This window comes from Blastococcus sp. SYSU DS0552, assembly GCF_054050815.1.
Genome location: NZ_JBJHAB010000022.1, coordinates 37782 through 58732, shown reverse-complemented (window position 1 = coordinate 58732; position 20951 = coordinate 37782). Strand labels below are relative to the sequence as shown.

The following is a 20951-nucleotide window of genomic DNA, read 5'->3' as shown; positions in this document are numbered from 1 at the left end:
GCCCCGGCCCGAACACCCCCCTGCCCCCCCCCTAGCTCGCCCGCACCACACCCGCGGGCTCGTGGCCCTGAGCGGGCCCGGCGGTGGGTTCCACGGGAAACCCACCGCCGTCCGCTCACTCCGGCAGCGTCAGGTCCCCGGTCGCCAGTTCGCCCACCCGCCGGTAGGCGGCCATCACGGCGCCGGTCGTCGTCACCGTCGACGACACCAGCCGCCAGGTGCGCGGCGCGGCACCACCCGGGAACAGCCGCTTGCCCCCACCGACCACGACCGGGAACGTGATCAGCCGGAGCTCGTCCACGAGGTCCTCCTGCAACAGCGTGTGCACCAGCCCCGCCGAGCCGTGCACCTGTAGCTCACCGCCGTCCCGGTCCTTGAGATCCCGCACGGCCGACGGCACATCGCCGTCGAGCAACCGCGCGGTGTCCCAGTCCAGCGAGGTCAAGGTCCGCGACGCCACGTGCTTGGTCTTCGTGTTGAGCGCCGTGCCGACCGGGTCGCCTTCCGTGGGCACCGTCGGCCAGTGCGCGGCGAAGATCTCGTAGGTGCCACGGCCCAGGAGGAAGTCCTCGGCCGGGGCGAACCACGCCTCCATCTGGGCGCCCATGTCCTCGTCGAAGAACGGCACGAGCCAGCCGCCGTGGCGGAAGCCCCCCGACGGGTCCTCCCCCGGCCCTCCGGGTGCCTGCATGACCCCGTCGAGGGTCAGGAACGTGGTGACGACGAGCGGGCGCATGGGGTACCTCCTTGCGTGAGTGGGTTCGCGGGTTGGACACCCGCCGCCCGCGGAACTCATCGCCACCGGCTCACCACTGCCGCGGCGCCCGTCGCCGCTGCGAGCTCTTCGCGCCGTACATGGCGCGGTCGGCGCGGGCGACGACGTCGTCGGCCGGCTCCCCCGGGCGCCCGATCGCCGCCCCGACGCTCACCCCGATCCGCAGTGGCCCGTCCGGGCCGGGAAAGGGCGCACCCAGCCGGATGACCACGCGACGCGCCAGGTCGGCCAGCGTCGCCTCGTTGCCGACCGGGCACACGATCACGAACTCGTCGCCACCGAAGCGCGCCACCAGGTGCTCGGCGCCGGCCACCTCGACCAGCCGCGTCGCCGCCTCGACGAGCAACTGGTCGCCCACGCCGTGCCCGTACTCGTCATTGACCGTCTTGAAGTCGTCGAGGTCGCAGAAGAGCAGCCCGCACCCGCCCGTCTTCAGCCGCAGGCCCAGCACGTCGAACAGCGCCCCGCGGTTGGCCACGCCGGTGAGCAGGTCGGTGCGGGTCTGCTCGTGCAACCGCGCCTCCCGGGCCCGCTCCTCGGTGACGTCGAGCCCGACGCAGGCGATCCCGTAGGGCTGCCCCTCGTCGTCCAGGAGGACGGTGTTGCGCATGGTCACCCGCCGCAGACCGCCCCGGGCATCGATCCAGTCGGCCTCCTGCGGGCGGGCCTTCCCGCTGGCCATCGCCAGCCGCACGGCCTCCTCGGCGTGCGGCACGTCGTCGGGGATGACCCACACGTCCCAGAACCGGCGCCCCACCAGGTCCTCACCCGTGCGGCCGGTGAAGCGCTGCAGCGCGGGGTTGGAGAGCAGGATGCGGCCCTCGCCGTCGACGATGCACAGCAGCGCGTCGACCGCCTGCACGAACGCGTGCGCCAACCGGGTCTCCGACGCAGCCGGGCTCGCACCGACCAGCGGAGCCGAGCCCTCCTGCGCCGACATCCGTACGCGCTCCTGCCACTCATCGGACGAGCTGGTTCCGCGCCCGGGGCGGTGACCATACGGCGCGAGGGACCCCTCCGGTCCCGTTCCGGACCTGCCCCGACACCCCGTGTTGCCTAACGTGGGCCGCGCAACCGCAGAACCCAGGGGGAAGGAAGTCCGCATGCTGTCCGACAGGTCCGCACCCGTCGTCCAGGCCACGCTGCCGGCCGTCGCGGAGAACATCCAGGAGATCGCGCGCCAGTTCTACGCGCACTTGTTCGGAGAGCACCCGGAGCTGTTCGACGGCACGTTCAACCGCGGCAACCAGGCCGAGGGCACCCAGCAGGTCGCGCTGGCCGGCTCCGTCGCGGTGTTCGCCAGCGCGCTGGTGAACCACCCCGACCGGCTCCCCGAGCACCTGATGAGCCGGATCGCGCACAAGCACACCTCGCTGGGGATCAAGCCCGAGCAGTACCAGGTGGTGCACGACCACCTCTTCTGGGCCATCGCCGATGTCCTGGGCGACGCCGTCACGCCCGAGGTGGCCGCCGCCTGGGACGAGGTCTACTGGCTGATGGCCAACGCGCTGATCAACCAGGAGCGCGGCCTCTACAGCGCCCGCGGGGTGCGGCCGGAGACCGTCTGGCGGCAGTGGGAGGTCGCGGAGAAGGCCCGCGAGACCGACGACGTCGTCACCTTCCGGGTGCGGCGGGTCGACGACCGGCTGGTGAAGAGCTCCCTGCCGGGCCAGTACGTGACGGTGCGGCCGGTCATGCCCGACGGCGTCCGCCAGCCCCGGCAGTACAGCCTGACCCGCGCCGACGACGGCGAGCACCGCCAGTTCTCCGTCAAGCGGGTGCACGGCGGCGACAAGCCCGACGGCGAGGTCTCCAACCTGCTGCACGACTCGATCGGCGTGGGCGACCGGCTGGAGCTGTCGGTGCCGTTCGGCGACGTCGTCCTCGACGACTCCGGGCGGCCGGTGGTCTTCGTCAGCGCCGGCATCGGCATCACCCCGATGGCCGGGATGCTCTCGCACCTGGCCCACGCCGGCTCCGGCCTGGACGTCCGGCTGTGGCACGCCGACGTGGACGAGGCCTCCTGGGCGCTGCGGCAGCAGGTGCTCGGCGACGTGGCGACGCTGCCCAACGCCTCGGCCCACGTCTGGTTCGAGCGGGGCGCCGAGTGCTCGCTGCCGGTCGACGGCGTGCACGCCGGGCAGATGGACCTGTCGCAGGTCGACCTGCCGTGGGGCGCCGTCTACTACCTGTGCGGACCGCTGCCGTTCATGCAGGCCGTGCGGAGCACGCTCCTCGACCGCGACATCCCGGCGCAGGACATCCAGTACGAGGTGTTCGGCCCCGACCTGTGGCAGGCCGACCTGGACTGAGGGGCACGGGCCGGGCGGCGCGCCGCCCGGCCCGGTGCTCAGCGCCCCGCGGCGGCCAGCGCCGGGTAGTCGGTGTACCCCTCCGGCCCGGAGGTGTAGAAGGTGCGCGGGTCGGCCTGGTTCTCCGGGTGCTCACCGGCCCAGCGCTCGACCAGGTCGGGGTTGGCGAGCACCGGCCGGCCGACGGCGACGGCCTCGGCGTGCGCCTCCTCGATCAGCCGCACGGCCTCCGCGCGGGTGGTCACCGTGCCGAAGCCGCTGTTGGCGATCAGCGGCCCACCGAAACGGCGGCGCAGCTCCTGCACGAGGTCACCGGCGGGCTCGACGTGCAGCACGCTGAGGTAGGCGAGGCCCAGCGGGCGCAGTCCGTCGACCAGCGCGCCGTAGGTGGCGAGCACGTCGGCGCGGTCGGTCTCCAGGGCGTCCTGGATGTTGTGCTCGGGGGAGATGCGCAGGCCGACCCGCCCCGCGCCGACCTCCTCGGCGACCGCGGCGGCGACCTCGTGCACGAAGCGGGCACGCTTCTCGGGGCTGCCACCGTAGGCGTCCTCGCGCCGGTTGGACGCCGGCGACAGGAACTCGTGCAGCAGGTAGCCGTTGGCCGCGTGCAGCTCCACGCCGTCCAGGCCGGCGTCGACGGCGCGGCGCGAGGCGGCGACGAAGTCGGCGATCGTGGCGCGCACCTCCTCGGTGGTGAGCGCGTGCGGCACCGGGAAGGGCTTCTTGACCCCGCCACCGACGTGCACCTCGCCCTCGATGGCGATCGCGCTGGGGGCGACGACGCGGGTGCCGGTCAGCTCCGGGTGGGAGACCCGGCCGCCGTGCATGACCTGCAGGACGATGCGGCCGCCGCGGGCGTGGACGGCGTCGGCGACGCGCCGCCAGCCGTCGGCCTGCTCGTCGGTGACGATGCCCGGCTGTCCGGCGAACGCGCGCGACTCGTCGTTGGGGAAGGTCCCCTCGGTGATGATCAGGCCCACGCCGGCGCGCTGCTCGTAGTGCTCGACGACGACGTCGCGGGGGATCGCGGCGCGGCCGGAGCGCATCCGGGTGAGCGGTGCCATGACGACGCGGTTGGCCAGCTCGAGGTCGCCGAGCCGCACGGGGGAGAACAGGTCCATGACCGGCGCAACCGCCGGCGGTGACCGACCGATTCCGGGGCGTGCGTCACTCCGCCGCGGTGCTCGGGCTTCGCCGCCCTCGCGGTGTGACCGCCGTCCTCGTGGTGCACCGCGAGGACGGCGGCCGCGCGACGAGGAGGAGCGGGGGACCTGAGCCGGTCACCCGGCGAGGACGGTGTCCCGCTGCGCGATCCCGGCCAGCCGGGCGTACCGGCCGCCGAGGGCGAGGAGCTCCTCGTGGGTGCCCTGCTCGGCGACCCGGCCGGCGTCCAGGACGACGATCCGGTCGGCGTCGCGCACGGTGGAGAGCCGGTGCGCGATGGTGATCGTCGTCCGCCCGCGGCTGGCCTCGTCGAGCGCCGCCTGCACCGCCCGCTCCGTCTCGTTGTCCAGGGCGCTGGTCGCCTCGTCGAGCACCAGCACCCGCGGGTCGCGCAGCAGCGTGCGGGCGATCGCCAGCCGCTGCTTCTCCCCGCCGGAGAACCGGTGCCCGCGCGCGCCGACCACCGTGTCGTAGCCGTCGGGCAGCGCGGCGACGACCTCGTGCACCTGCGCGCGGCGGGCGGCGTCGACGAGCTCGGCGTCGGTGGCCTCGGGCCGGGCGTGCAGCAGGTTCTCCCGCACGGTGCCGTGCAGCAGGTAGGTCTCCTGGCTGACGACGCCGACGATCCGCGCGAGGTCGGCCAGCCGCAGGTCGCGGACGTCGACGCCGTCGATCAGCACCCGCCCGGTCGTGGGGTCGTTCAGCCGGGCCACCAGCGAGGCCAGCGTGCTCTTGCCCGACCCGGTCTCGCCCACCAGCGCCAGGGTCGAGCCGGCGGGAACCGTCACGTCGACGTCGGTGAGCGCGGCGCGGACGCCGTCGGGGTAGCGGAAGCCGACGTGCTCGAACCGCACATCGCCGCGGACGGAGGCGGCGTCGACGGCGACCGGGTCGGCGGGGTCGTCGATGTCGACGGGCAGGTCGAGGTACTCGAACACCCGGCTGAACAGCGCCATGGAGGCGGTCAGCGAGACACCGATGTCCAGCAGCTGCATCAGCGGCCGGAACAGCGCACCCTGCAGCGTGGTGAAGGCGACGAGGGTGCCGATGGTCATCCCGCCCGACGTCGCCGGCAGCCCGGCGGCCAGGTAGATCAGCGCAGGGATGCCGGCGAAGACGATGCTCATGGTGGCCATCCGCCAGCGGCCGGCCAGCTGCGAGCGCACCTCGAGGTCGACCAGGAACTCCGACGTGCCGGCGAACCGCCGCGACTGCGCCGGGCCCGCGCCCAGCGTCTTGCCCAGCAGGACGCCGCTGACGCTCAGCCCCTCCTCGACCTGGGAGTGCAGGTCGGCCAGGTGCCGTTGCCGCTGGGCGGTGATGGTCCGGCGCATGCGGGCGACCCGGCGGGTCAGCCAGACGGCCGGCGGGAGCACGACCAGCGACAGCAGCGACAACCGCCAGCTGAGCACCACCATGGCCGCGACCGTGCCGACGACCGTGGTGGCGTTCGCGGCGAACGAGGTGGCGGTCGAGGTGACCACCGACTGCATGCTGCCGACGTCGTTCATCAGCCGCGACTGCACCTCGCCACCCTTGGTGCGCGTGAAGAAGCCCAGCGACTGGCGCTGCAGGTGGGTGAAGACGGCCGTCCGGAGGCCGTGCATGACCCGCTGGCCGACGGTCGTGGACAGCCAGGTCTGCACCACGCCGAAGATCGCCGTGACCACGGTGACGGCGATCATCCCGGCGACGGCCCACAGCAGCAGGGGGACGTCCTGCCCGGGGATCGCCTCGTCGATGACCAGGCGGATGAGGAACGGGGTGGCCAGCGCGACGGCGGACGACGCCACGATCAGCGCCACCACGACCCCCAGCTGCCAGCGGTAGGGCCGGAACAGCCCGGCGACCCGGTTCCAGCGGACCGGGGACCGCTCGAGCTGGGCGAGGTCGGCCGGATCTGGCTTGCGGCCGACGTTCTCGCCGCCGCCACCACCCCGGCCACCGCCGCGGCCGCCACCCGTCATCGTCTCGCTGATGTCGCCACCCCCGCCCTCGGTTGCTGAGGTTACCTCACTGTCCGGGAACCTCCGGATGCTCGCTACCATTCCCCCGTGACGGAGGACGGGACCGGCGAGCTGGGCGACCTGCTGATGCGGGTGGCGCGCACGCAGCGCCGTCGCTGGCGCGAGGCCCTCGCGCCCTGGGACCTCTCCCCGCACCAGGCTCGGGCCCTGCGGGTGGTCTGCGAGCGGGACGGAGTCCGGCTCTCCGACCTGGCCGAGGCGCTGCACATCGCACCCCGATCGGCGACCGAGGTGGCCGACGGCCTGCAGGAACGCGGCCTCGTCGAGCGCAGCCCCGACCCGGGCGACCGGCGGGCGGTGATCGTCCGCCCCACCGACGAGGGCCGGCGGGTCCGGCGGGAGGTGGGGCGCGCTCGGGCCGCCGACTCCGCCGAGCTGTTCGCCCGCCTCGGCCCCGAGGACCGCGCCACCCTCGCCCGGATCCTGCACGTCCTCACCGACTGACGCCCCGGGCCGGCAGCCCCCGAGAATGGGCGGCACGACCGTCGCCGTCCGGGGAGGCCCGAAGATGGATCAGCTGGGGATCGACTGGGAGCGGGCGGGGCTCGTCGTGCTCTCCACCGTGGCCATGTACCTGCTGCTGATCCTCTGCGTCCGGCTCGTCGGACAGCGCAGCCTCGCCACCATGTCCAGCTTCGACCTCGGCTGCGCGATCGCACTCGGCGCCGTCATCGGCCGCACGGTGCTGCTGCTCGACCCCACCCTGGCCACAGGTGCCCTCGCCATGGTCACCCTCTTCGGAACCCAGACGGCGCTGGCCCGGCTGCGGCGCAGCCGGTGGGCCGACCGGCTGATGAACCGCCCCCCGGTGCTGCTCATGGCCGGCGCGACTCCGCTGCGCGAGAACCTGCGCGCCGCGCACGTCGCCGAGGACGAACTGCGGCAGAAGCTGCGGCTGGCCGGCATCCGGAACCTCGCGGAGGTGCGCTGCGTCGTCCTCGAGCGCACCGGGGCGGTGAGCGTCATCCGGCAGTCCGAGCCGCTGGACCCGTGGCTCTTCTCCGACGTGCCGGACGCCGCCCGGCTGGTCCCCGCCGCCGGCCCCGGCCGTCCCGCCTGAGCCACCGGGCGCCCCCGTCCGCGGAGGACGCGCCGCCCGGGTCAGCGGGAGCGCCGCTGACCGGTGCTGCTGGAGGTCACGGCCTCCCCGCCGGTGCGGATGGCCGACCGGACCTCCTCGCCGGCATGAGCGGTGCTGCCACCGGACGCCCACTGCACGCCGAGCGGGTTCCCGACGACGACGTCCGCGCCTGCGCCCCGGAGAGTGCGCCGGCCCCGGTGGCCGGGTGCGACGCCGTCACGGCCGATGGCGACGGATGGCTACGGTCCGTCGTCGGGTTCCTCGACCGGGGACCGGTCGGCGCGGGCAGCGCCGCGATGCGGGCGGCCGGCGGTGGCGCCCCCCGGCCTCACGCGCCGGGGCGGCGCTGCTCGTCGCCGGGTGCTTCCGGGAACGGGGGGGCCGACGCCTCGCGCTCGGGCAGGTAGGGCGAGAGGAAACCGCACATGCCGAGCACCGGGTCGGACCGCCGGGACAGGTGGTGCACACCAGCGGCGCGCAGGTGGTCGGCCTTGCCCAGCTGGAGGGCGTCCAGCCGGTCGCCGGTGCGCTGCGCCGCCGCCAGCGCACCCGCCCGCCAGCGCTCCCGCCAGTCCGGTACGCGAGACCGGACGAGGGCGGCAGCGGCCGCGTGGAAGGCGGCCAGCGCCCCCCGGTCCCCGGCCTCGGTGCGTCGTCGCAGCTGGAGGAACCCCTCGACGGCCAGATCGCGACGGGCACGGGCCCGCTCGGGGGTGGGGCGCCCGTCAGGACCCGTCAGGGACGTCGCGGCCGCGTACGCGTCCGGGTCGCGCAGGTACTCCCCCGGCACGGTCAGCACGGCGTCGCCGGCCTCCGGCAGGCCGCTGTTCTCCATGACGACGACGACCCGCAGCTCCTCGTCGTTCACGGCCCGATGGATGGTCCCGGGCGTGAACCACACGACGTCGCCGGCGACGAGGGGCACCTCCCCGGCGCCGCCCTCCATCGTGAGCGTCTGCAGCCGCCCCCGGCCGCCGACGACCACGTAGGCCTCCGAGCAGCACAGGTGCAGGTGCGGGGAACCCCCGTGCAGGCCGTCGTGGGTACCCCACGGGTAGACGTCCAGGCCGCTGAGGCCGACCGCCCCCGGCAACGGCGCCGGCGGGGCGCCCGCCGCGGGGTGCCGGGCGGCCGTCACAGCGGGTGCTCGGCCACGTGGGCCGCCACGTCGCTGCGGGTCCAGGGCCGGTCGACGACCACCACCCGGTGCCGCAGGGTGAGGGCGTCCCCCGGCGCGAGCGTCACCTCCTCGGAGAAAGCCGGTGAGGGGTTCACCGCGGGGAACGGCTCACGGCGGACGAACCAGCGCAACGGCACCGCCGCGGAACTGGTCCCGGCCATGAAGAGGAGGGTCGCGCCGCCGTCGACCTCGTCGTGCAGACCCGTGTAGGCCAGCCACGGCGAGGTGGCGCCCATCGGCTCCGGTGCGGCGTCCTCGTCGGCGACGAGCACCTCTCCCCCGGTGAAGCCGCGCGGTCCCCGCCAGAAGAACCCGGTGTAGCCGGCGTCGGGGCGTCCGTGCGTGGTCGGGCTGCCGACGTGCAGGTCCCGGCCGCGGACGTTGCAGAGCTCGGTGCCGAAGTCCAGCGCCCAGGTGCCCCGCTCGACGTCGACCCCGTGCCAGCGCAACTCGCGCCGCTCGGTGACCCAGTCCTCACCGGCGGCGGTCACCCAGGTGAGCTCCTCGACCAGGCGGACCTCGTGGTCGGCCACGGCGAACTCGGCGAAGCGGTCGTGCCGCATGCGGCCGATGTTGTCGACGGGGACGTAGCCTTGCCCGTGGCGGTAGCTGTAACCGCCCCAGAAGTTCTGGTCCGACAGGTGGGACACGGTCATCTGCAGGCCCTTGTGCCAGCGGTGGTCGTTCGGTCGATAGGCCGACACCAGCCCGCCGGAGAGAGTTCGCAGGGGGTGCAGGTAGGGCTTCCGGGACTCGAAGTCCGGCACCTGGGGGTCGTAGTCGTACGACGCGATCTCGACCCGCCCGGCACCCTCGCCGACGCCGACGCCGTCGCCCTCGACGGCGACGACCACGCGGCGGCCGTGCTCGTGGACGACCCGGAGCACGGCGCTCACCGCTGACCCCCGGTGGTCGCCAGGTCGCCACCGAGCCGGTCGTAGTGCGGACTGCCGGGTACGAGATCGGCCCGGGCGACGCTGCCCCCGGACGCCGAGGAGCGGTAGAGACCGGTGACCAGTTCCATCGTCTCGCGGCCCTGCCGGCCGCTGACCAGCGGGCGCTCCCGCCGGTCGAAGGAGTCGAGCAGGCTCCGCAGCTGCGCCACGTGCCCGCTCGCCACCCCGCCCGTGGGGGCCCAGCCGGCGATCCGCTCCCGGTCGGTGACGTGCGGAGCCGGCGTCCACGTCCAGTCGTCGTCCCCGTAGCCGTACAGGTGCTCCAGCTCGACGGTCGCGTCGGTGAAGTCGAACCGCAGGTAGCTGGTCTGCCGCGGGGAGAGCACGCTGTTGACGATCGAGGCCATGGCGCCGGACTCGAAGGTCACCACCGCCATCGCGACGTCCTCGGTCTCGACCCGCCGGTCGAGGGTTCCGGTGACCGCGCTGACCTCGCGCCAGTTCCCGAGCACGGACAGCAGCAGGTCCATCTGATGGATGCCGTGGCTCATCGTCGGTCCGCCGCCCTCGGTCTCCCAGCGGCCCCGCCACGGCACCTCGTAGTAGTCGTGGCCGCGATACCAGAGGGTGTGGCAGACGGCGACGAGCGGGCGCCCGAGCGCACCGGTGCGCACCTGCTCGCGCAGCTGCTGGGCGCCCGAGCCGAAGCGGTGCTGGAAGACGTAGGCGACGTACGGCCCACCCTCCTGCTCGCGCTCGGCGACGGCGTCCAGGTCGAGGAGGGAGAGCATCGGCGGCTTCTCGCACCACACCCAGGCCCCGGCGTCGAGGCACGCCGTGACGCCCTCGAGGTGGGCCGACGGCGGGGTGCACAGCGTGACCAGGTCCGGTGACTCGGCGGCGAGCATCGCCCGGATGTCGCCGTAGACACCGGGGACGCCCCAGCGCCCGGCGAGCTCGCGGGCACGGATGAGGTCGACGTCGGCGAGCGCGACGACCTGGACCCGCTCCCCCACGTCTGCCAGCGCGGGAAGATGGCGGTCATCGGCGATCGCGCCGGCTCCGACGACGGCGACCCGGACCGGCGTGGTTGCGTGGTCCACAGGACTCCTCACTGCGCGGTCGGCCGCCGGGGGCAGCCGCGGACGACGGTCTGGTCGCACCATCCCGGCGAGGCGTCCGCCCGACGGTGGGACCGGGGGGACGCCGATCAGCGGGACAGCCGCGCCCCGGTGCTGCTGGAGAACACGTGCTCCTCACCACCGCGGATGACGAACCGGACCTCGTCACCGGCCCGCGGCGGCCGCCGGGCATCGACCCGCGCGACGATCTGCGCGGTGTCCCCGCCGTGCAGGTGCTCGGCGAGTTCCCGATCCAGCAGCGATGCGTAGACGTAGGCGTCCGAGCCGAGTTCCTCGACCAGGTCGACGCAGGCCCGGAACCCCGCCTCGCCGGGCGGGGCCACCTCGATCGCCTCGGGACGGAAGCCCAGGGTGACCGACCGGTCGGAGCCGGCCGCCGCGACGGTCTCGCGGGACAGCGGAACGGTCAGCTCGCCGAGCCGGGCACCGCCCTCGACCAGCGGCACCTCCGCGAGGTTCATCGCCGGGGAGCCGATGAAGCCGGCCACGAAGACGTTGGCCGGCCGGTCGTACATCTCCCGCGGGCTGTCGACCTGCTGCAGGATCCCGTCCTTGAGCACCGCCACCCGGTCGCCCATCGTCATGGCCTCGACCTGGTCGTGGGTGACGTAGACCGTGGTGATGCCCAGGCGGCGCTGCAGCGAGGCGATCTGGGTGCGGGTCTGCACCCGCAGCTTGGCGTCCAGGTTGCTCAGCGGCTCGTCCATGAGGAACACCTGGGGCTGGCGCACGATCGCCCGCCCCATCGCCACCCGCTGCCGCTGCCCGCCCGACAGCGCCTTGGGCTTGCGGTCCAGGTAGTCCTCGAGGTCCAGCAGCTTGGCCGCCTCCCGCACCCGGGTGGCCCGCTCATCCTTGCCCATCCCGGCGATCTTCAGGGCGAAGCCCATGTTGTCGGCCACGCTCATGTGCGGGTACAGCGCGTAGTTCTGGAACACCATCGCGATGTCACGGTCCTTGGGCGGCACGTCGGTGACGTCGCGGTCGCCGATCCGGATCGCGCCGCCGTCGACCTCCTCCAGCCCGGCCAGCATCCGCAGCGACGTCGACTTCCCGCAGCCCGACGGGCCGACCAGCACGAGGAACTCGCCGTCCTCGACCGCCAGGTCCAGCTGGTCGACCGCCGGCGTCGAACCGCCGGGGTAGAGCCGGGTCGCCTTGTCGTAGGTGACCGATGCCATCGGGGAGCTCCCTCGCTCTGACGGGGTGGGACGGGCGGCGCGGAACGGTCCCGACGCGAACGCGTGGGGCCGCGCTCCCGCACGGTGTGAGTCCGCTCACCCTATGGGCAAGCGCTTTCCGGCGTCAAGGATCCTCATCCGGTCAGCTCCGCCATCCGGTCGGTGGCGAAGACCAGGCCGTGCCCGGGGGCGGTGTCGGCACGCAGGACGCCGTCGGCGATGGCCACCCCGCTGGGCCGGGCGAGCGCCCCCAGCGCCGCGAACGAGGCGTCCTCGACGTCCTCGACCATGGTGGTCAGCGGCAGGCACATCGCCAACTGGCCGGAGAGGTCCGGCAGCAGATGGGGCGCCACTGGCACGCTCGCCGCAGCCGCCAGCTGGGCGATCCGCAGGAACGGCGTGATGCCCCCCACCCGCACGACGTTGGGCTGGACGACGTCGGCCGCCCCGGACGCCAGCAGCGCGCGGTACTGGAACGCGGTGTAGACGTTCTCCCCCACCGCGATCGGCACGCCCAGCCCGGCGTCGTGCAACCGGCCCAGCGCGGGCAGGTCGTCGGCGACCAGCGGCTCCTCGACCCAGTACAGGTCGAAGGCCGACATGGCCCGGACCGCACGCATCGCCGTCGGCAGGTCCCAGCGCTGGTTTGCGTCGACCATCAGCCGGCGGTGCGGTCCGAGCACCGCGCGGACGGCGGCCACCCGCTCGACGTCCTCGGCCAGGTCCGGCCGACCCACCTTGATCTTCACCGCGGTGCACCCGTCGGCGACCCAGCGCTCGGTCTGGGCGACCAGCTCCTCGAGGGAGTAGTGGAAGTTGACCCCGCTGCCGTAGACGGCGACCGAGTCCCGCCGGCGGCCCAGGTGGTCGACCAGGCTCCGCCCGGCGGCCTTCGCCGCGAGGTCCCACAGCGCGGTGTCGACGGCGGCGATCGCCATCGTGGTCAGGCCGCCACCGCCGGCCTCGTGCAGGTGCCACCAGAGCCGGTCCCAGACCACGCCGGGCTCCACCGGCCCGCCGACGACCACCGGGGCGACGTCGGAGTCGACGAGCGCCTGCAGCGCGCGGGCCCCGATCGACGGCGTCCAGCTGAACCCGGTGCCGGTGCGCCCGTCGCTGGTCTCCAGCTCGGTGACCAGCAGGTGCAGCGCGGGCACGTCGGCGCCCCACGGCCGGGACAGCGGCAGCCGGAACAGCCGGCTGGACAGCCGGGTGACCGTGCTCATCGCAGCTCCGTGCGCCAGCTGCGCGACGCCGTCCAGCCCAGCAGCCGCTCGGCCTTCGCGGTGCTGAACGCCGGGCTGGTGCCGGTCAGCCCGGCCGCCAGCTCGGGCGCGACCCCGGAGTACTCGGGCAGCAGCTCGGCCAGCGGCGCCTCGGCCAGCGCGTCCCGCGCGCCGACGAAGTACACCTCGCCGTTGGGCACCTCACCGGCCTTGCCCAGCAACGTGTCCAGGAAGTCCGCGCAGTCCCGGGCGTCGACGTAGTTGAACAGCGAGACCGCGCCGTGCCGCGGGTCGGCGATCCGCTCGCGCACCGTGTGCCCCTGCTGGGTCGGCGCGCCCGCCCACTCCTCCGGGGCGATCACGAAGCACGGCCGGAACGCCGCCAGCCGCACCCGGTCGCCGTACTGGGCGGCGAACATCCGCATGGTCTGCTCGGCGGCCAGCTTGGACAGCCCGTAGGCGTTCCACGGCCGCGCCGGGTGGTCCTCGTCCAGCGGCAGGTACCGCGGCGCCCAGCCGGCCGGGCTGCCGTACCCCATGACCGTGGGGCTGCTGGCGGTCACCACGGTGCCGACGCCGGAGTCGACCGCGGCCTGCAGCACGTTGTAGGCCAGCGCGGTGTTGGTCGCGTGGATGACCGACTCGGGACGGCTGAACGGGACGGCGATGGCCGCCAGGTGCACCACGGCGTCGGGCCGGTAGCGGGCCATGACGCCGTAGGCCTGGCCGAGGTCGGCCAGGTCGGCGGGGAACGTCGCGGCGGCCTTCTCCGACGGCGCCGCGGTGACGTCGACCGAGACGACCTCGTGGCCGGCCTCGGCCAGCCCGTCGACGACGCTGCGGCCCAGCCGGCCGGCACCCCCGGTGACCAGCACCCTCACGCCGACTCCACCCTGCCCGCGCCCACGCCACCCGCCCCGACGCCGAGCACCACGACGTCCAGGTAGCGCTGCTTCACCGTCTCCACGACCTCGGCCTTGGGCTGGGCCCAGACGTCGGCGTTGAAGATCTCCACCTCGACGTCCCCGGTCCAGCCCGTGGCCTCGACCGCTGCCACGAACGGCGGGAAGTCGATCACCCCGTCGCCCATGTAGCCGCGGGCCATCAGCGCGTCGGCCGGGATGGGCATGAGGAAGTCGCAGACCTGGAAGGAGGCGATCCGGTCGCCGGCCCGCTCGATCGACCGCCAGACGTCCGGGTCCCACCACAGGTGGAAGGTGTCGACCACGACGCCCACCTGCGCCGACGGGAAGGGCGCCGCCAGGTCGAGAGCCTGACCGAGGGTGGAGAGCACGGCCCGGTCGGCGCAGTACATCGGGTGCAGCGCCTCCAGCGAGAGCCGGACCCCACGCTCCCCCGCGTACGGCGCGAGCTCGGCCAGCGCATCGGCCACCCGCTCCCGGGCTCCCACCAGGTCCCGCGATCCGGCCGGCAGCCCGCCGACCACCATGACCAGCGACCCCGCGTCCAGGGCGGCGGCCTCGTCGATCGCCCGCCGGTTGTCCTCGAGGGCCGCGGCCCGGGCGGCCGGGTCGGTCGCGGTCAGGAAACCGCCGCGGCAGTGCGAGGACACCCGCAGCCCGGCGTCGCGGATCAGCTTCGCCGTCCGCTCCAGCCCGAACTCGGCGACCGGCTCGCGCCAGGTGCCGAGCGCGGACAGCCCCGCCGCGGCCACGCCGTCGACGAAGTCGGGCATCGGCCAGCCCTCGACCGTCTTGTGGTTGATCGACAGCTTCGCCAACCGCGGGTCGGCGCTCACTGGCCCACCCCCACGGTCTGCAGGTAGGTGCGCATCCGGGCAGCGGCGAGCTCCGGGTCGGGCAGCAGTCCGGCGGCGTCGGCCAGCCGGAACACCTCGGCCAGGTGCTGCGGGCTGCGGGCGCTCTCCAGCCCGCCGACCATCCGGAAGCCCGGCTGGTGACCGGCCAGCCAGGCGAGGAAGACGATCCCGGTCTTGTAGTAGTAGGTGGGCGCGCCGAACAGGTGCCGGGACAGCGCCACGGTCGGCTCCAGCAGCCGGTCGTAGGTGGCCAGGTCGCCGCGGTCCAGCGCCTGCAGCGCGGTGGAGGCGGCCGGGGCGATCGCGTCGAAGATGCCCAGCAGGGCGTGCGAGTACGACTCGCCGTCCCCGCGCACTAGCGTCGGGTAGTTGAAGTCGTCGCCGGTGTAGAGCCGGACGCCGTCGGGCAGCCGGCGGCGCATGTCCACCTCGTGCGCCTCGTCGAGCATCGAGACCTTGATGCCGTCGACCTTGGCGCTGTGGTCGGCGATCACCTGCAGCACGGTGTCGGTGGCCTCGGCCAGCTGCGCCGAGCCCCAGTAGCCGGCCAGCGCCGGGTCGAACATGGGGCCGAGCCAGTGCAGGATCACCGGCCGGGACACCTGCTCGAGCAGCCGGCCGTAGACCTTGGCGTAGTCCTCGGCGCTGCCGGCCACCCGGGCCAGCTGCCGGCTGGCCATGATGATCACGTTGGCCCCGGCGCCCTCGATCACCTCGATCTGCTCGAGGTAGGCGGCCAGCACCTCGTCGGTGCCGGCCAGCTCGGCCGGCGCCTGGTCGGTGCCCGCCCCGCAGGCCAGGAGCCCGCCGCAGGCCTGCGCCTCGGCGGCCGAGCGGCGGATCAGCTCGGCGGTGGTGCTCCAAGGCATGCCCATCCCGCGCTGGGCGGTGTCCATCGCGTCGGCGACGCCCAGGCCGTAGGACCACAGGTGCCGGCGGAAGGCCAGGGTCGCGTCCCAGTCGACGTCCACCGGCGCACCCGGGGTGTTGTCGCCGAGCGGGTCGGCGACGACGTGCGCGGCGGCGTAGGCGGTGCGGCTGGTCAGCGGGCCGTCGGGGCGGGTGAAGGCGCCGGGCTCGCCGAGCCGGTGCTCGCCGACGGTGCCGTCGGCGCGGGGCAGGAGGACGGTCGGGCCGCTCACACCGTCACCTCGGGGATCTCGATGCGGCGCCCCTCGGCGGAGGACTGCAGCCCCAGTTCGGCGACCTGGACGCCGCGCGCACCGGCGAGGAAGTCGTAGGGGTGCGGGGCGTCCTCCAGCACGTGGCGGAGGAACTGCTCCCACTGCGCCCGGAAGCCGTTGTCCAGGTCGGCGTTGTCCGGCACGACCTGCCACTGGTCGCGGAACCGCTCGGTGACCGGCAGGTCGGGGTTCCACACCGGCTTGGGCGTGGTGGCGCGGTGCTGGATCTTGCACTCGCGCAGCCCGGCGACGGCGCTGCCCTCGGTGCCGTCGACCTGGAACTCGACCAGCTCGTCCCGGTAGACCCGCACCGCCCACGAGGAGTTGATCTGCGCGATCACGCCGCCGGGCAGCTCGAAGATCCCGTACGCGGCGTCGTCGGCGGTGGCCGGGTAGGCCTGCCCGTGCTCGTCGATGCGGGTCGGGATGTGCGTGACCGCCTTGGCGGTGACCGCCTCCGGCCGGCCGAAGAGGTTCTCCAGCACGTAGGACCAGTGGCAGAACATGTCGACGACGATCCCGCCGCCGTCCTCCTTGCGGTAGTTCCAGCTGGGCCGCTGGGCCTCCTGCCAGTCACCCTCGAAGACCCAGTAGCCGAACTCGCCGCGCACCGACAGGATGCGGCCGAAGAAGCCGCCGTCGATCAGCCGCTTCAGCTTCACCAGGCCCGGCAGGTAGAGCTTGTCGTGGACCACCCCGTTCTTCACCCCGGCCTCCGCGGCCAGCCGGGCCAGCTCCAGAGCGCCGTCGAGGGACTCCGCGGTCGGCTTCTCGGTGTAGACGTGCTTGCCGGCGGCGATCGCGGCCTTGATCGACTTCTCCCGCGCCTGGGTGACCTGCGCGTCGAAGTAGATCGGCGCGGAGTCGTCGCGCAGCGCCTCGTCCAGGTCCGTCGTCCACCGCTCGATGCCGTGCTGGGCGGCCAGGTCGGCCAGCTTGCGCTCGTTGCGCCCGACCAGGATCGGCTCGGGCACGACCCGGCGGCCGTCGGCGAGCTCCAGGCCGCCGGCGTCCCGGATCGCGAGGATGGACCGGACCAGGTGCTGGCGGTAGCCCATCCGGCCGGTGACGCCGTTCATGATGATGCCGATCGAGCTGGACACGGTGCTTGCCTCCGGGGCGGGTGAAGGGGTCATCGGGTGCTCCCGGCGGGAGCGGCTGCGACCTCGGGCCGCAGCGGGATGCCGAAGTCGGCCAGGTGCACGACCTGGCCGGTGGTCAGGGACCGGTTGGCGGCCGCGCCGACGAGGACGCTGCGGACGCCGTCGAGCCAGCCGGCCGCCTGGCCGAGCGGGTCGGGTCGGGTGCCGGGGCGGAACAGGTCGTCGAGGAGGAGGGCGTCGCCGCCACCGTGCGCGCCGGGCCCCTCCGGCACCTGGATCCGCTGGGCGGTCTCCCAGCGGCGCTGCAGCAGCAGCTCGGTGCCCTCGGTGCGGGCACCGGAGGACGCCGGGGCCGCCTCGAGGGTGGCGCTGGGATCGACGGCCACGCCGAACCCGCCGATGACGTCGTCGGCGGCGACCACCGCCGCCCGCTCGACCACCGACAGCTCGATCCGGCCCTCGGTGCCGTTGATGCTCACCCGGTAGCCCTCCCACGGGCCGTGGGCGTTGAGCGAGTAGCTGAGCATCGGGCCGCCGCCGTAGCCGAGCAGCAGCGCCATGTTGTCCTCGATGGTGATGCCGGGCGCGAAGACGTCCTGGTCCCGGATGTAACCGTCCTCGGCCTCGGCGTCGAGGTAGAGCGCGCGCAGCCGGTCGTTCCCGGCCAGGTCGAGGGCGAACGGGTCGCGGCCGGCGTCCGGGGCGCCGTGGCTGCGCGCCGGACGTTCGCCCAGGCCCCGCTCCTTCGCGTTGGCGTCGCCGTAGAAGCGCAGGTCGCCGAGGGCGAAGACGGTCTCGGGAACCGCGTCGACCCACCAGTTGACCAGGTCGAAGTGGTGCGTGGCCTTGTGCACGAACAGGCCGCCGGACAGCGACTTGTCCCGGTGCCAGCGGCGGAAGTAGTCGGCGCCGTGGACGGAGTCCAGCACCCACTCGAAGTGCACCGAGGTGACCGCGCCGATCGCGCCCTCGGCGACGAGCCGGCGGACGGCGGCGTTCCGCGGCGAGTAGCGGTAGTTGAAGGTGACGACCAGGTCGCGCCCGCTGTCGGCGACCGCGTCCACGATCGTGGCGCAGCCCGCGGCGTCGGTGGTGAGCGGCTTCTCGCAGATGACGTCGTGCCCGGCGCGCAGCGCGCGGGAGACGTACTCCGCGTGCGTGTGGTCGACGCTGGCGACGATGACGGTGTCCGGGCGCTCGGCCTCGAGCATCGAGTCGAAGTCCTGCGGCGCGTACGCCGGCAGGGGCGCCGCGCCGGGGTGGGCCGCGGCGTACTGGCGCTGGTAGTAGGCCATGCGGACGCGGTTGGGGTCGCAGAGGGCGACCAGCCGGCCCACGTCGGCGTGGCTGCCCAGCAGCGCCGCGACGTACATCTCCGCGCGGTGGCCGGTGCCGACGATCGCGTACCTGCGCGGCGCCGGGGGCGCGGACGAGTCGGTGGAGGTCACGTCTCCCTCTCGGTGGTCGGACGGGTGGCGCGGGGCGGTGGGGGGGGGGGGGGGGGGGGGGGGGGGGGGGGGGGGGGGGGGGGGGGGGGTGGGGGGGGGGGGGGGGGGGGGGGGCGGGGCGCCCCCGCGGGCCCCCCCCCCCCCCCCCCCCCCCCCCCCCCCCCCCCCCCCCCGGCCGGTGATCAGGCGATCGCCGCCTCGACCTCGGACATGAACCGCTCGGCGGCGTCCTCCACCGAGATCTGGTCGAACAGGATCTGCTCGGTGTAGCGCTGCAGGATCGCCTGCACCTCACCTGCGCCCTGCGGGGGCAGCGCCGGCGGCTCCTGCAGGTCGGGGGTGATCTCCTCGACGAACGCGATGGCGGCCTGGCCCGGCGCGTCCAGGGACGGAGCGATCTGCTCGCGCAGCTCGGTGTTCACCGGCAGCCCGCGGTCGGCCTTGATGATCTCGACCGCCTCCTCGGAGTTGATCAGCCAGTCGAGGAACATCGCGGCCTCCTGCGGGCTCTCGCAGTCGCTGCTGATCGCCCAGAACATGGCCGGCTTGAGGTACATCCCCGTCTCGCCGTCCCCCGCCTCGGTGGGGAACCGCATCAGCTGGAGCTCGTGGCCGGCTCCGGCGGTCAGCGCCGGCAGCTCGTTGGTCCACCAGAACCCGGAGGCCCCGCGGCCGGTGGCGACCAGCGCCTGGTCGACCCCGCCGTTGAACACCTCGACCGTGGTGGAGGGCGGTGGCTCGGCGCCGGACTCCGACGCCTGCTTCTCGATGTTCCACCACTCGGCCAGCGTCTCGGCGGTGAAGCCGATCTCGCCGTTCTCGTCGAACAGCGCCTCGCCCTGCTCACGCGCGTAGATCTCGAAGTTGGTGTCGCCGCCGTTGAGGCCCATGGCCTGCATGCCGTACACCTGACCGCCGGTCGCCTCCGTGACCTGGGCGGCGGTCTCGACCATCTCCTCCCACGTCCAGGACTCGCCGTCGGGGATCTCCACCCCGGCGGTGGCGTAGGCCTGCGGGTCCACGACCACGGAGAAGGCGTTCACACCGGTGGGGATCGCGTAGGTGGCGTCGTCCACCATGCCGGTCTCGGCGACGTTCTCGTCGAGGTTGCCGGTGTCGATCGTGCCGTCCTCGATGTACGGCGTCAGGTCCAGCAGTGCGTTGCGGTCGGCGTACTCACGCACGTACCGGGTGTCCTGCTGCATGACGCAGGGCGCCTGGCCGCCGGCGGTGTTGGTGGCCAGCCTGTCCCAGTAGTCGGCGAACCCGGTGAAGTCGCCCTCGATGGTGACGCCTTCGTTCTGCGACTCGTAGAGGTCGATCAGCTCCTGCGTGGCGGCGTGCCGGGTGTCGCTCCCCCACCACGACATCCGCATCGTGACCGGCCCGTCCTCGCGGGTGGTGCCGCCGTCAGCGGCCGCGCCGCCGCCGTCGCCACCGCACGCAGCGGTGGTCAGCAGCAGCCCGAGGACGCCGCCGGTCACGCCGAGGCGGGTGGGCCAGGACGCCCGCATCCCGAATCTCTGGATCGTGTGCACGTTCCTTACCTCCTTGTAAGTGCTGTCACGTGTGCTGGGGGGTGTCACTTGAGCCCCGTGGTGGCGATGCCTCGGACGAGATAGCGCTGGCCCGCGAGGAAGAAGCCGAAGACCGGCGCCAGGGCGACGATCGACATGGCGAAGACAGGACCCCACGGCGTCTGGCTGGTCGCGTCGACGAACGTCCGCAGGGCAACCGGGACGGTGTACATCTCGGGGTCGGTCAGGAAGATCAGCTGGCTGAAGAAGTCGTTCCAGGTCCAGATGAAGGTGAAGATCGCCGTGGTCGCCAGGGCCGGCACCGACAGCGGGATCACGATCCGCCAGAAGATCGCCCAGTGGCCGCAGCCGTCGATCCGCGCGGCCTCGTCCAGCTCGGTCGGGATGCCCCGGATGAACTGCACCATCAGGAAGATGAAGAAGCCGTCGGTGGCCAGCAGCTTCGGCACGATCAACGGCCAGAACGTGTTGATCCAGTCCAGCTCGGAGAAGAGGATGTACTGCGGGACGATCACCACGTGGATCGGCAGCATCATCGTGCCGAGCATGATCGCGAACCAGACCTTCTTGAACCGGAAGTCGAGCCGGGCGAACGCGTAGGCCGCCAGGGAGCAGGCCAGCAGGTTCCCGATGATCGAACCGGCGACGATGATCAGCGAGTTCCAGATGTAGTGGCCGAAGTCCCGGGGCAGCGCCGTCCAGCCCTCGGGGTAGTTCTGCGCGGTGACGCGCTCGGGGATCAGCCCGGTCTGGCTGAAGATGTCCTCGGTGAACTTGAACGAGCTCGAGAGCATCCACAGCAGCGGGTAGAGCATGAGCAGCGCGCCCAGGATGAGAACGGTGTGCGCCAGCCAGCGCGGCCGCTGCTTCTTCCGACGGTCGGGCAGCTTCTCCGTGGCAGCCACAGGGGGGGC

The 20951-nt window shown here is 73.6% G+C and carries 19 protein-coding genes; 3 read left to right on the top strand and 16 right to left on the bottom strand.

What is annotated here, in order from left to right:
- Positions 1-115 precede the first annotated feature (115 nt).
- Together ACI8AG_RS18215 and ACI8AG_RS18210 are read right to left on the bottom strand one after the other, a co-directional pair.
- Positions 116-736, bottom strand: coding sequence for a dihydrofolate reductase family protein (locus ACI8AG_RS18215; protein WP_456598130.1), 621 nt, complete (start codon positions 734-736; stop codon positions 116-118).
- A gap of 70 nt (positions 737-806) precedes the next feature.
- Positions 807-1715, bottom strand: a complete 909-nt coding sequence (locus ACI8AG_RS18210; protein ID WP_456598129.1) for a diguanylate cyclase domain-containing protein — start codon at positions 1713-1715, stop codon at positions 807-809.
- A 163-nt stretch (positions 1716-1878) separates the two neighbouring features.
- Here ACI8AG_RS18210 and ACI8AG_RS18205 point away from each other — a divergent pair, with 163 nt between their 5' ends.
- The gene (locus ACI8AG_RS18205) at positions 1879-3087 is read left to right on the top strand and encodes a globin domain-containing protein (RefSeq protein ID WP_456598128.1); all 1209 of its coding nucleotides are present in this window, start codon (positions 1879-1881) and stop codon (positions 3085-3087) included.
- A gap of 38 nt (positions 3088-3125) precedes the next feature.
- Here the strand turns inward: ACI8AG_RS18205 and ACI8AG_RS18200 are convergent, their stop codons facing one another.
- Both ACI8AG_RS18200 and ACI8AG_RS18195 read right to left on the bottom strand, forming a co-directional pair.
- Positions 3126-4208 (bottom strand): alkene reductase, encoded by a 1083-nt coding sequence (locus tag ACI8AG_RS18200; RefSeq protein WP_456598127.1) that lies wholly within the window; start codon positions 4206-4208, stop codon positions 3126-3128.
- A 159-nt stretch (positions 4209-4367) separates the two neighbouring features.
- A complete protein-coding gene (locus ACI8AG_RS18195) occupies positions 4368-6218 on the bottom strand; it encodes an ABC transporter ATP-binding protein (RefSeq protein ID WP_456598126.1) in 1851 nt (616 codons plus the stop codon).
- Positions 6219-6305: 87 nt separating this feature from the next.
- On the opposite strand from ACI8AG_RS18195, the gene ACI8AG_RS18190 reads away from it, so the two are divergent.
- Together ACI8AG_RS18190 and ACI8AG_RS18185 are read left to right on the top strand one after the other, a co-directional pair.
- Entirely contained in the window at positions 6306-6722 is a 417-nt protein-coding gene (locus ACI8AG_RS18190; protein WP_456598125.1) for a MarR family winged helix-turn-helix transcriptional regulator, read from the top strand.
- Between the two features lie 64 nt (positions 6723-6786).
- A complete protein-coding gene (locus tag ACI8AG_RS18185; RefSeq protein ID WP_456598124.1) occupies positions 6787-7338 on the top strand; it encodes a DUF421 domain-containing protein in 552 nt (183 codons plus the stop codon).
- Between the two features lie 349 nt (positions 7339-7687).
- Here ACI8AG_RS18185 and ACI8AG_RS18180 read toward each other — a convergent pair whose 3' ends face one another.
- From ACI8AG_RS18180 to ACI8AG_RS18125, 12 genes are all read right to left on the bottom strand, one after another.
- Positions 7688-8497, bottom strand: coding sequence for a cupin domain-containing protein (locus tag ACI8AG_RS18180; protein ID WP_456598123.1), 810 nt, complete (start codon positions 8495-8497; stop codon positions 7688-7690).
- A complete protein-coding gene (locus tag ACI8AG_RS18175; RefSeq protein WP_456598122.1) occupies positions 8494-9435 on the bottom strand; it encodes a DUF6807 domain-containing protein in 942 nt (313 codons plus the stop codon). The genes ACI8AG_RS18180 and ACI8AG_RS18175 overlap by 4 nt, the downstream gene beginning before the upstream one ends.
- Positions 9432-10538, bottom strand: coding sequence for a Gfo/Idh/MocA family protein (locus tag ACI8AG_RS18170; RefSeq protein WP_456598121.1), 1107 nt, complete (start codon positions 10536-10538; stop codon positions 9432-9434). The genes ACI8AG_RS18175 and ACI8AG_RS18170 overlap by 4 nt, the downstream gene beginning before the upstream one ends.
- A 107-nt stretch (positions 10539-10645) precedes the next feature.
- Positions 10646-11758 carry an ABC transporter ATP-binding protein gene (locus tag ACI8AG_RS18165; RefSeq protein ID WP_456598120.1) on the bottom strand — a complete coding sequence of 371 codons (1113 nt, stop codon included), beginning with the start codon at positions 11756-11758 and terminating at the stop codon, positions 10646-10648.
- Between the two features lie 134 nt (positions 11759-11892).
- Entirely contained in the window at positions 11893-12984 is a 1092-nt protein-coding gene (locus tag ACI8AG_RS18160) for a mandelate racemase/muconate lactonizing enzyme family protein (protein ID WP_456598119.1), read from the bottom strand.
- Complete coding sequence (locus tag ACI8AG_RS18155) at positions 12981-13865, bottom strand: NAD-dependent epimerase/dehydratase family protein (RefSeq protein ID WP_456598118.1); 885 nt, start codon at positions 13863-13865, stop codon at positions 12981-12983. The genes ACI8AG_RS18160 and ACI8AG_RS18155 overlap by 4 nt, the downstream gene beginning before the upstream one ends.
- On the bottom strand, positions 13862-14743 hold the full coding sequence (locus tag ACI8AG_RS18150; protein WP_456598117.1) for a sugar phosphate isomerase/epimerase family protein: 882 nt from the start codon (positions 14741-14743) through the stop codon (positions 13862-13864). Before ACI8AG_RS18150 ends, ACI8AG_RS18155 begins: the two co-directional genes overlap by 4 nt.
- Positions 14740-15906, bottom strand: coding sequence for a dihydrodipicolinate synthase family protein (locus ACI8AG_RS18145; protein ID WP_456598116.1), 1167 nt, complete (start codon positions 15904-15906; stop codon positions 14740-14742). Before ACI8AG_RS18145 ends, ACI8AG_RS18150 begins: the two co-directional genes overlap by 4 nt.
- Positions 15903-17051: a Gfo/Idh/MocA family protein gene (locus ACI8AG_RS18140; RefSeq protein ID WP_456589786.1), complete on the bottom strand. Its 1149-nt coding sequence runs from the start codon at positions 17049-17051 to the stop codon at positions 15903-15905. The genes ACI8AG_RS18145 and ACI8AG_RS18140 overlap by 4 nt, the downstream gene beginning before the upstream one ends.
- Before the next feature lie 29 nt (positions 17052-17080).
- On the bottom strand, positions 17081-18499 hold the full coding sequence (locus ACI8AG_RS18135) for a Gfo/Idh/MocA family protein (protein ID WP_456598115.1): 1419 nt from the start codon (positions 18497-18499) through the stop codon (positions 17081-17083).
- A gap of 182 nt (positions 18500-18681) precedes the next feature.
- A complete protein-coding gene (locus ACI8AG_RS18130; RefSeq protein ID WP_456598114.1) occupies positions 18682-20037 on the bottom strand; it encodes an ABC transporter substrate-binding protein in 1356 nt (451 codons plus the stop codon).
- Positions 20038-20081: 44 nt separating this feature from the next.
- Positions 20082-20942: a carbohydrate ABC transporter permease gene (locus ACI8AG_RS18125; protein WP_456589789.1), complete on the bottom strand. Its 861-nt coding sequence runs from the start codon at positions 20940-20942 to the stop codon at positions 20082-20084.
- Positions 20943-20951: the final 9 nt, after the last annotated feature.

Excerpts from the sequence above, each read along its gene's own strand:
- ACI8AG_RS18215 (WP_456598130.1), bottom strand. The coding sequence starts at position 736 with ATGCGCCCGCTCGTCGTCACCACGTTCCTGACCCTCGACGGGGTCATG.
- ACI8AG_RS18210 (WP_456598129.1), bottom strand. The coding sequence starts at position 1,715 with ATGTCGGCGCAGGAGGGCTCGGCTCCGCTGGTCGGTGCGAGCCCGGCT.
- ACI8AG_RS18205 (WP_456598128.1), top strand. The coding sequence starts at position 1,879 with ATGCTGTCCGACAGGTCCGCACCCGTCGTCCAGGCCACGCTGCCGGCC.
- ACI8AG_RS18200 (WP_456598127.1), bottom strand. The coding sequence starts at position 4,208 with ATGGACCTGTTCTCCCCCGTGCGGCTCGGCGACCTCGAGCTGGCCAAC.
- ACI8AG_RS18195 (WP_456598126.1), bottom strand. The coding sequence starts at position 6,218 with ATGACGGGTGGCGGCCGCGGCGGTGGCCGGGGTGGTGGCGGCGGCGAG.
- ACI8AG_RS18185 (WP_456598124.1), top strand. The coding sequence starts at position 6,787 with ATGGATCAGCTGGGGATCGACTGGGAGCGGGCGGGGCTCGTCGTGCTC.
- ACI8AG_RS18165 (WP_456598120.1), bottom strand. The coding sequence starts at position 11,758 with ATGGCATCGGTCACCTACGACAAGGCGACCCGGCTCTACCCCGGCGGT.
- ACI8AG_RS18160 (WP_456598119.1), bottom strand. The coding sequence starts at position 12,984 with ATGAGCACGGTCACCCGGCTGTCCAGCCGGCTGTTCCGGCTGCCGCTG.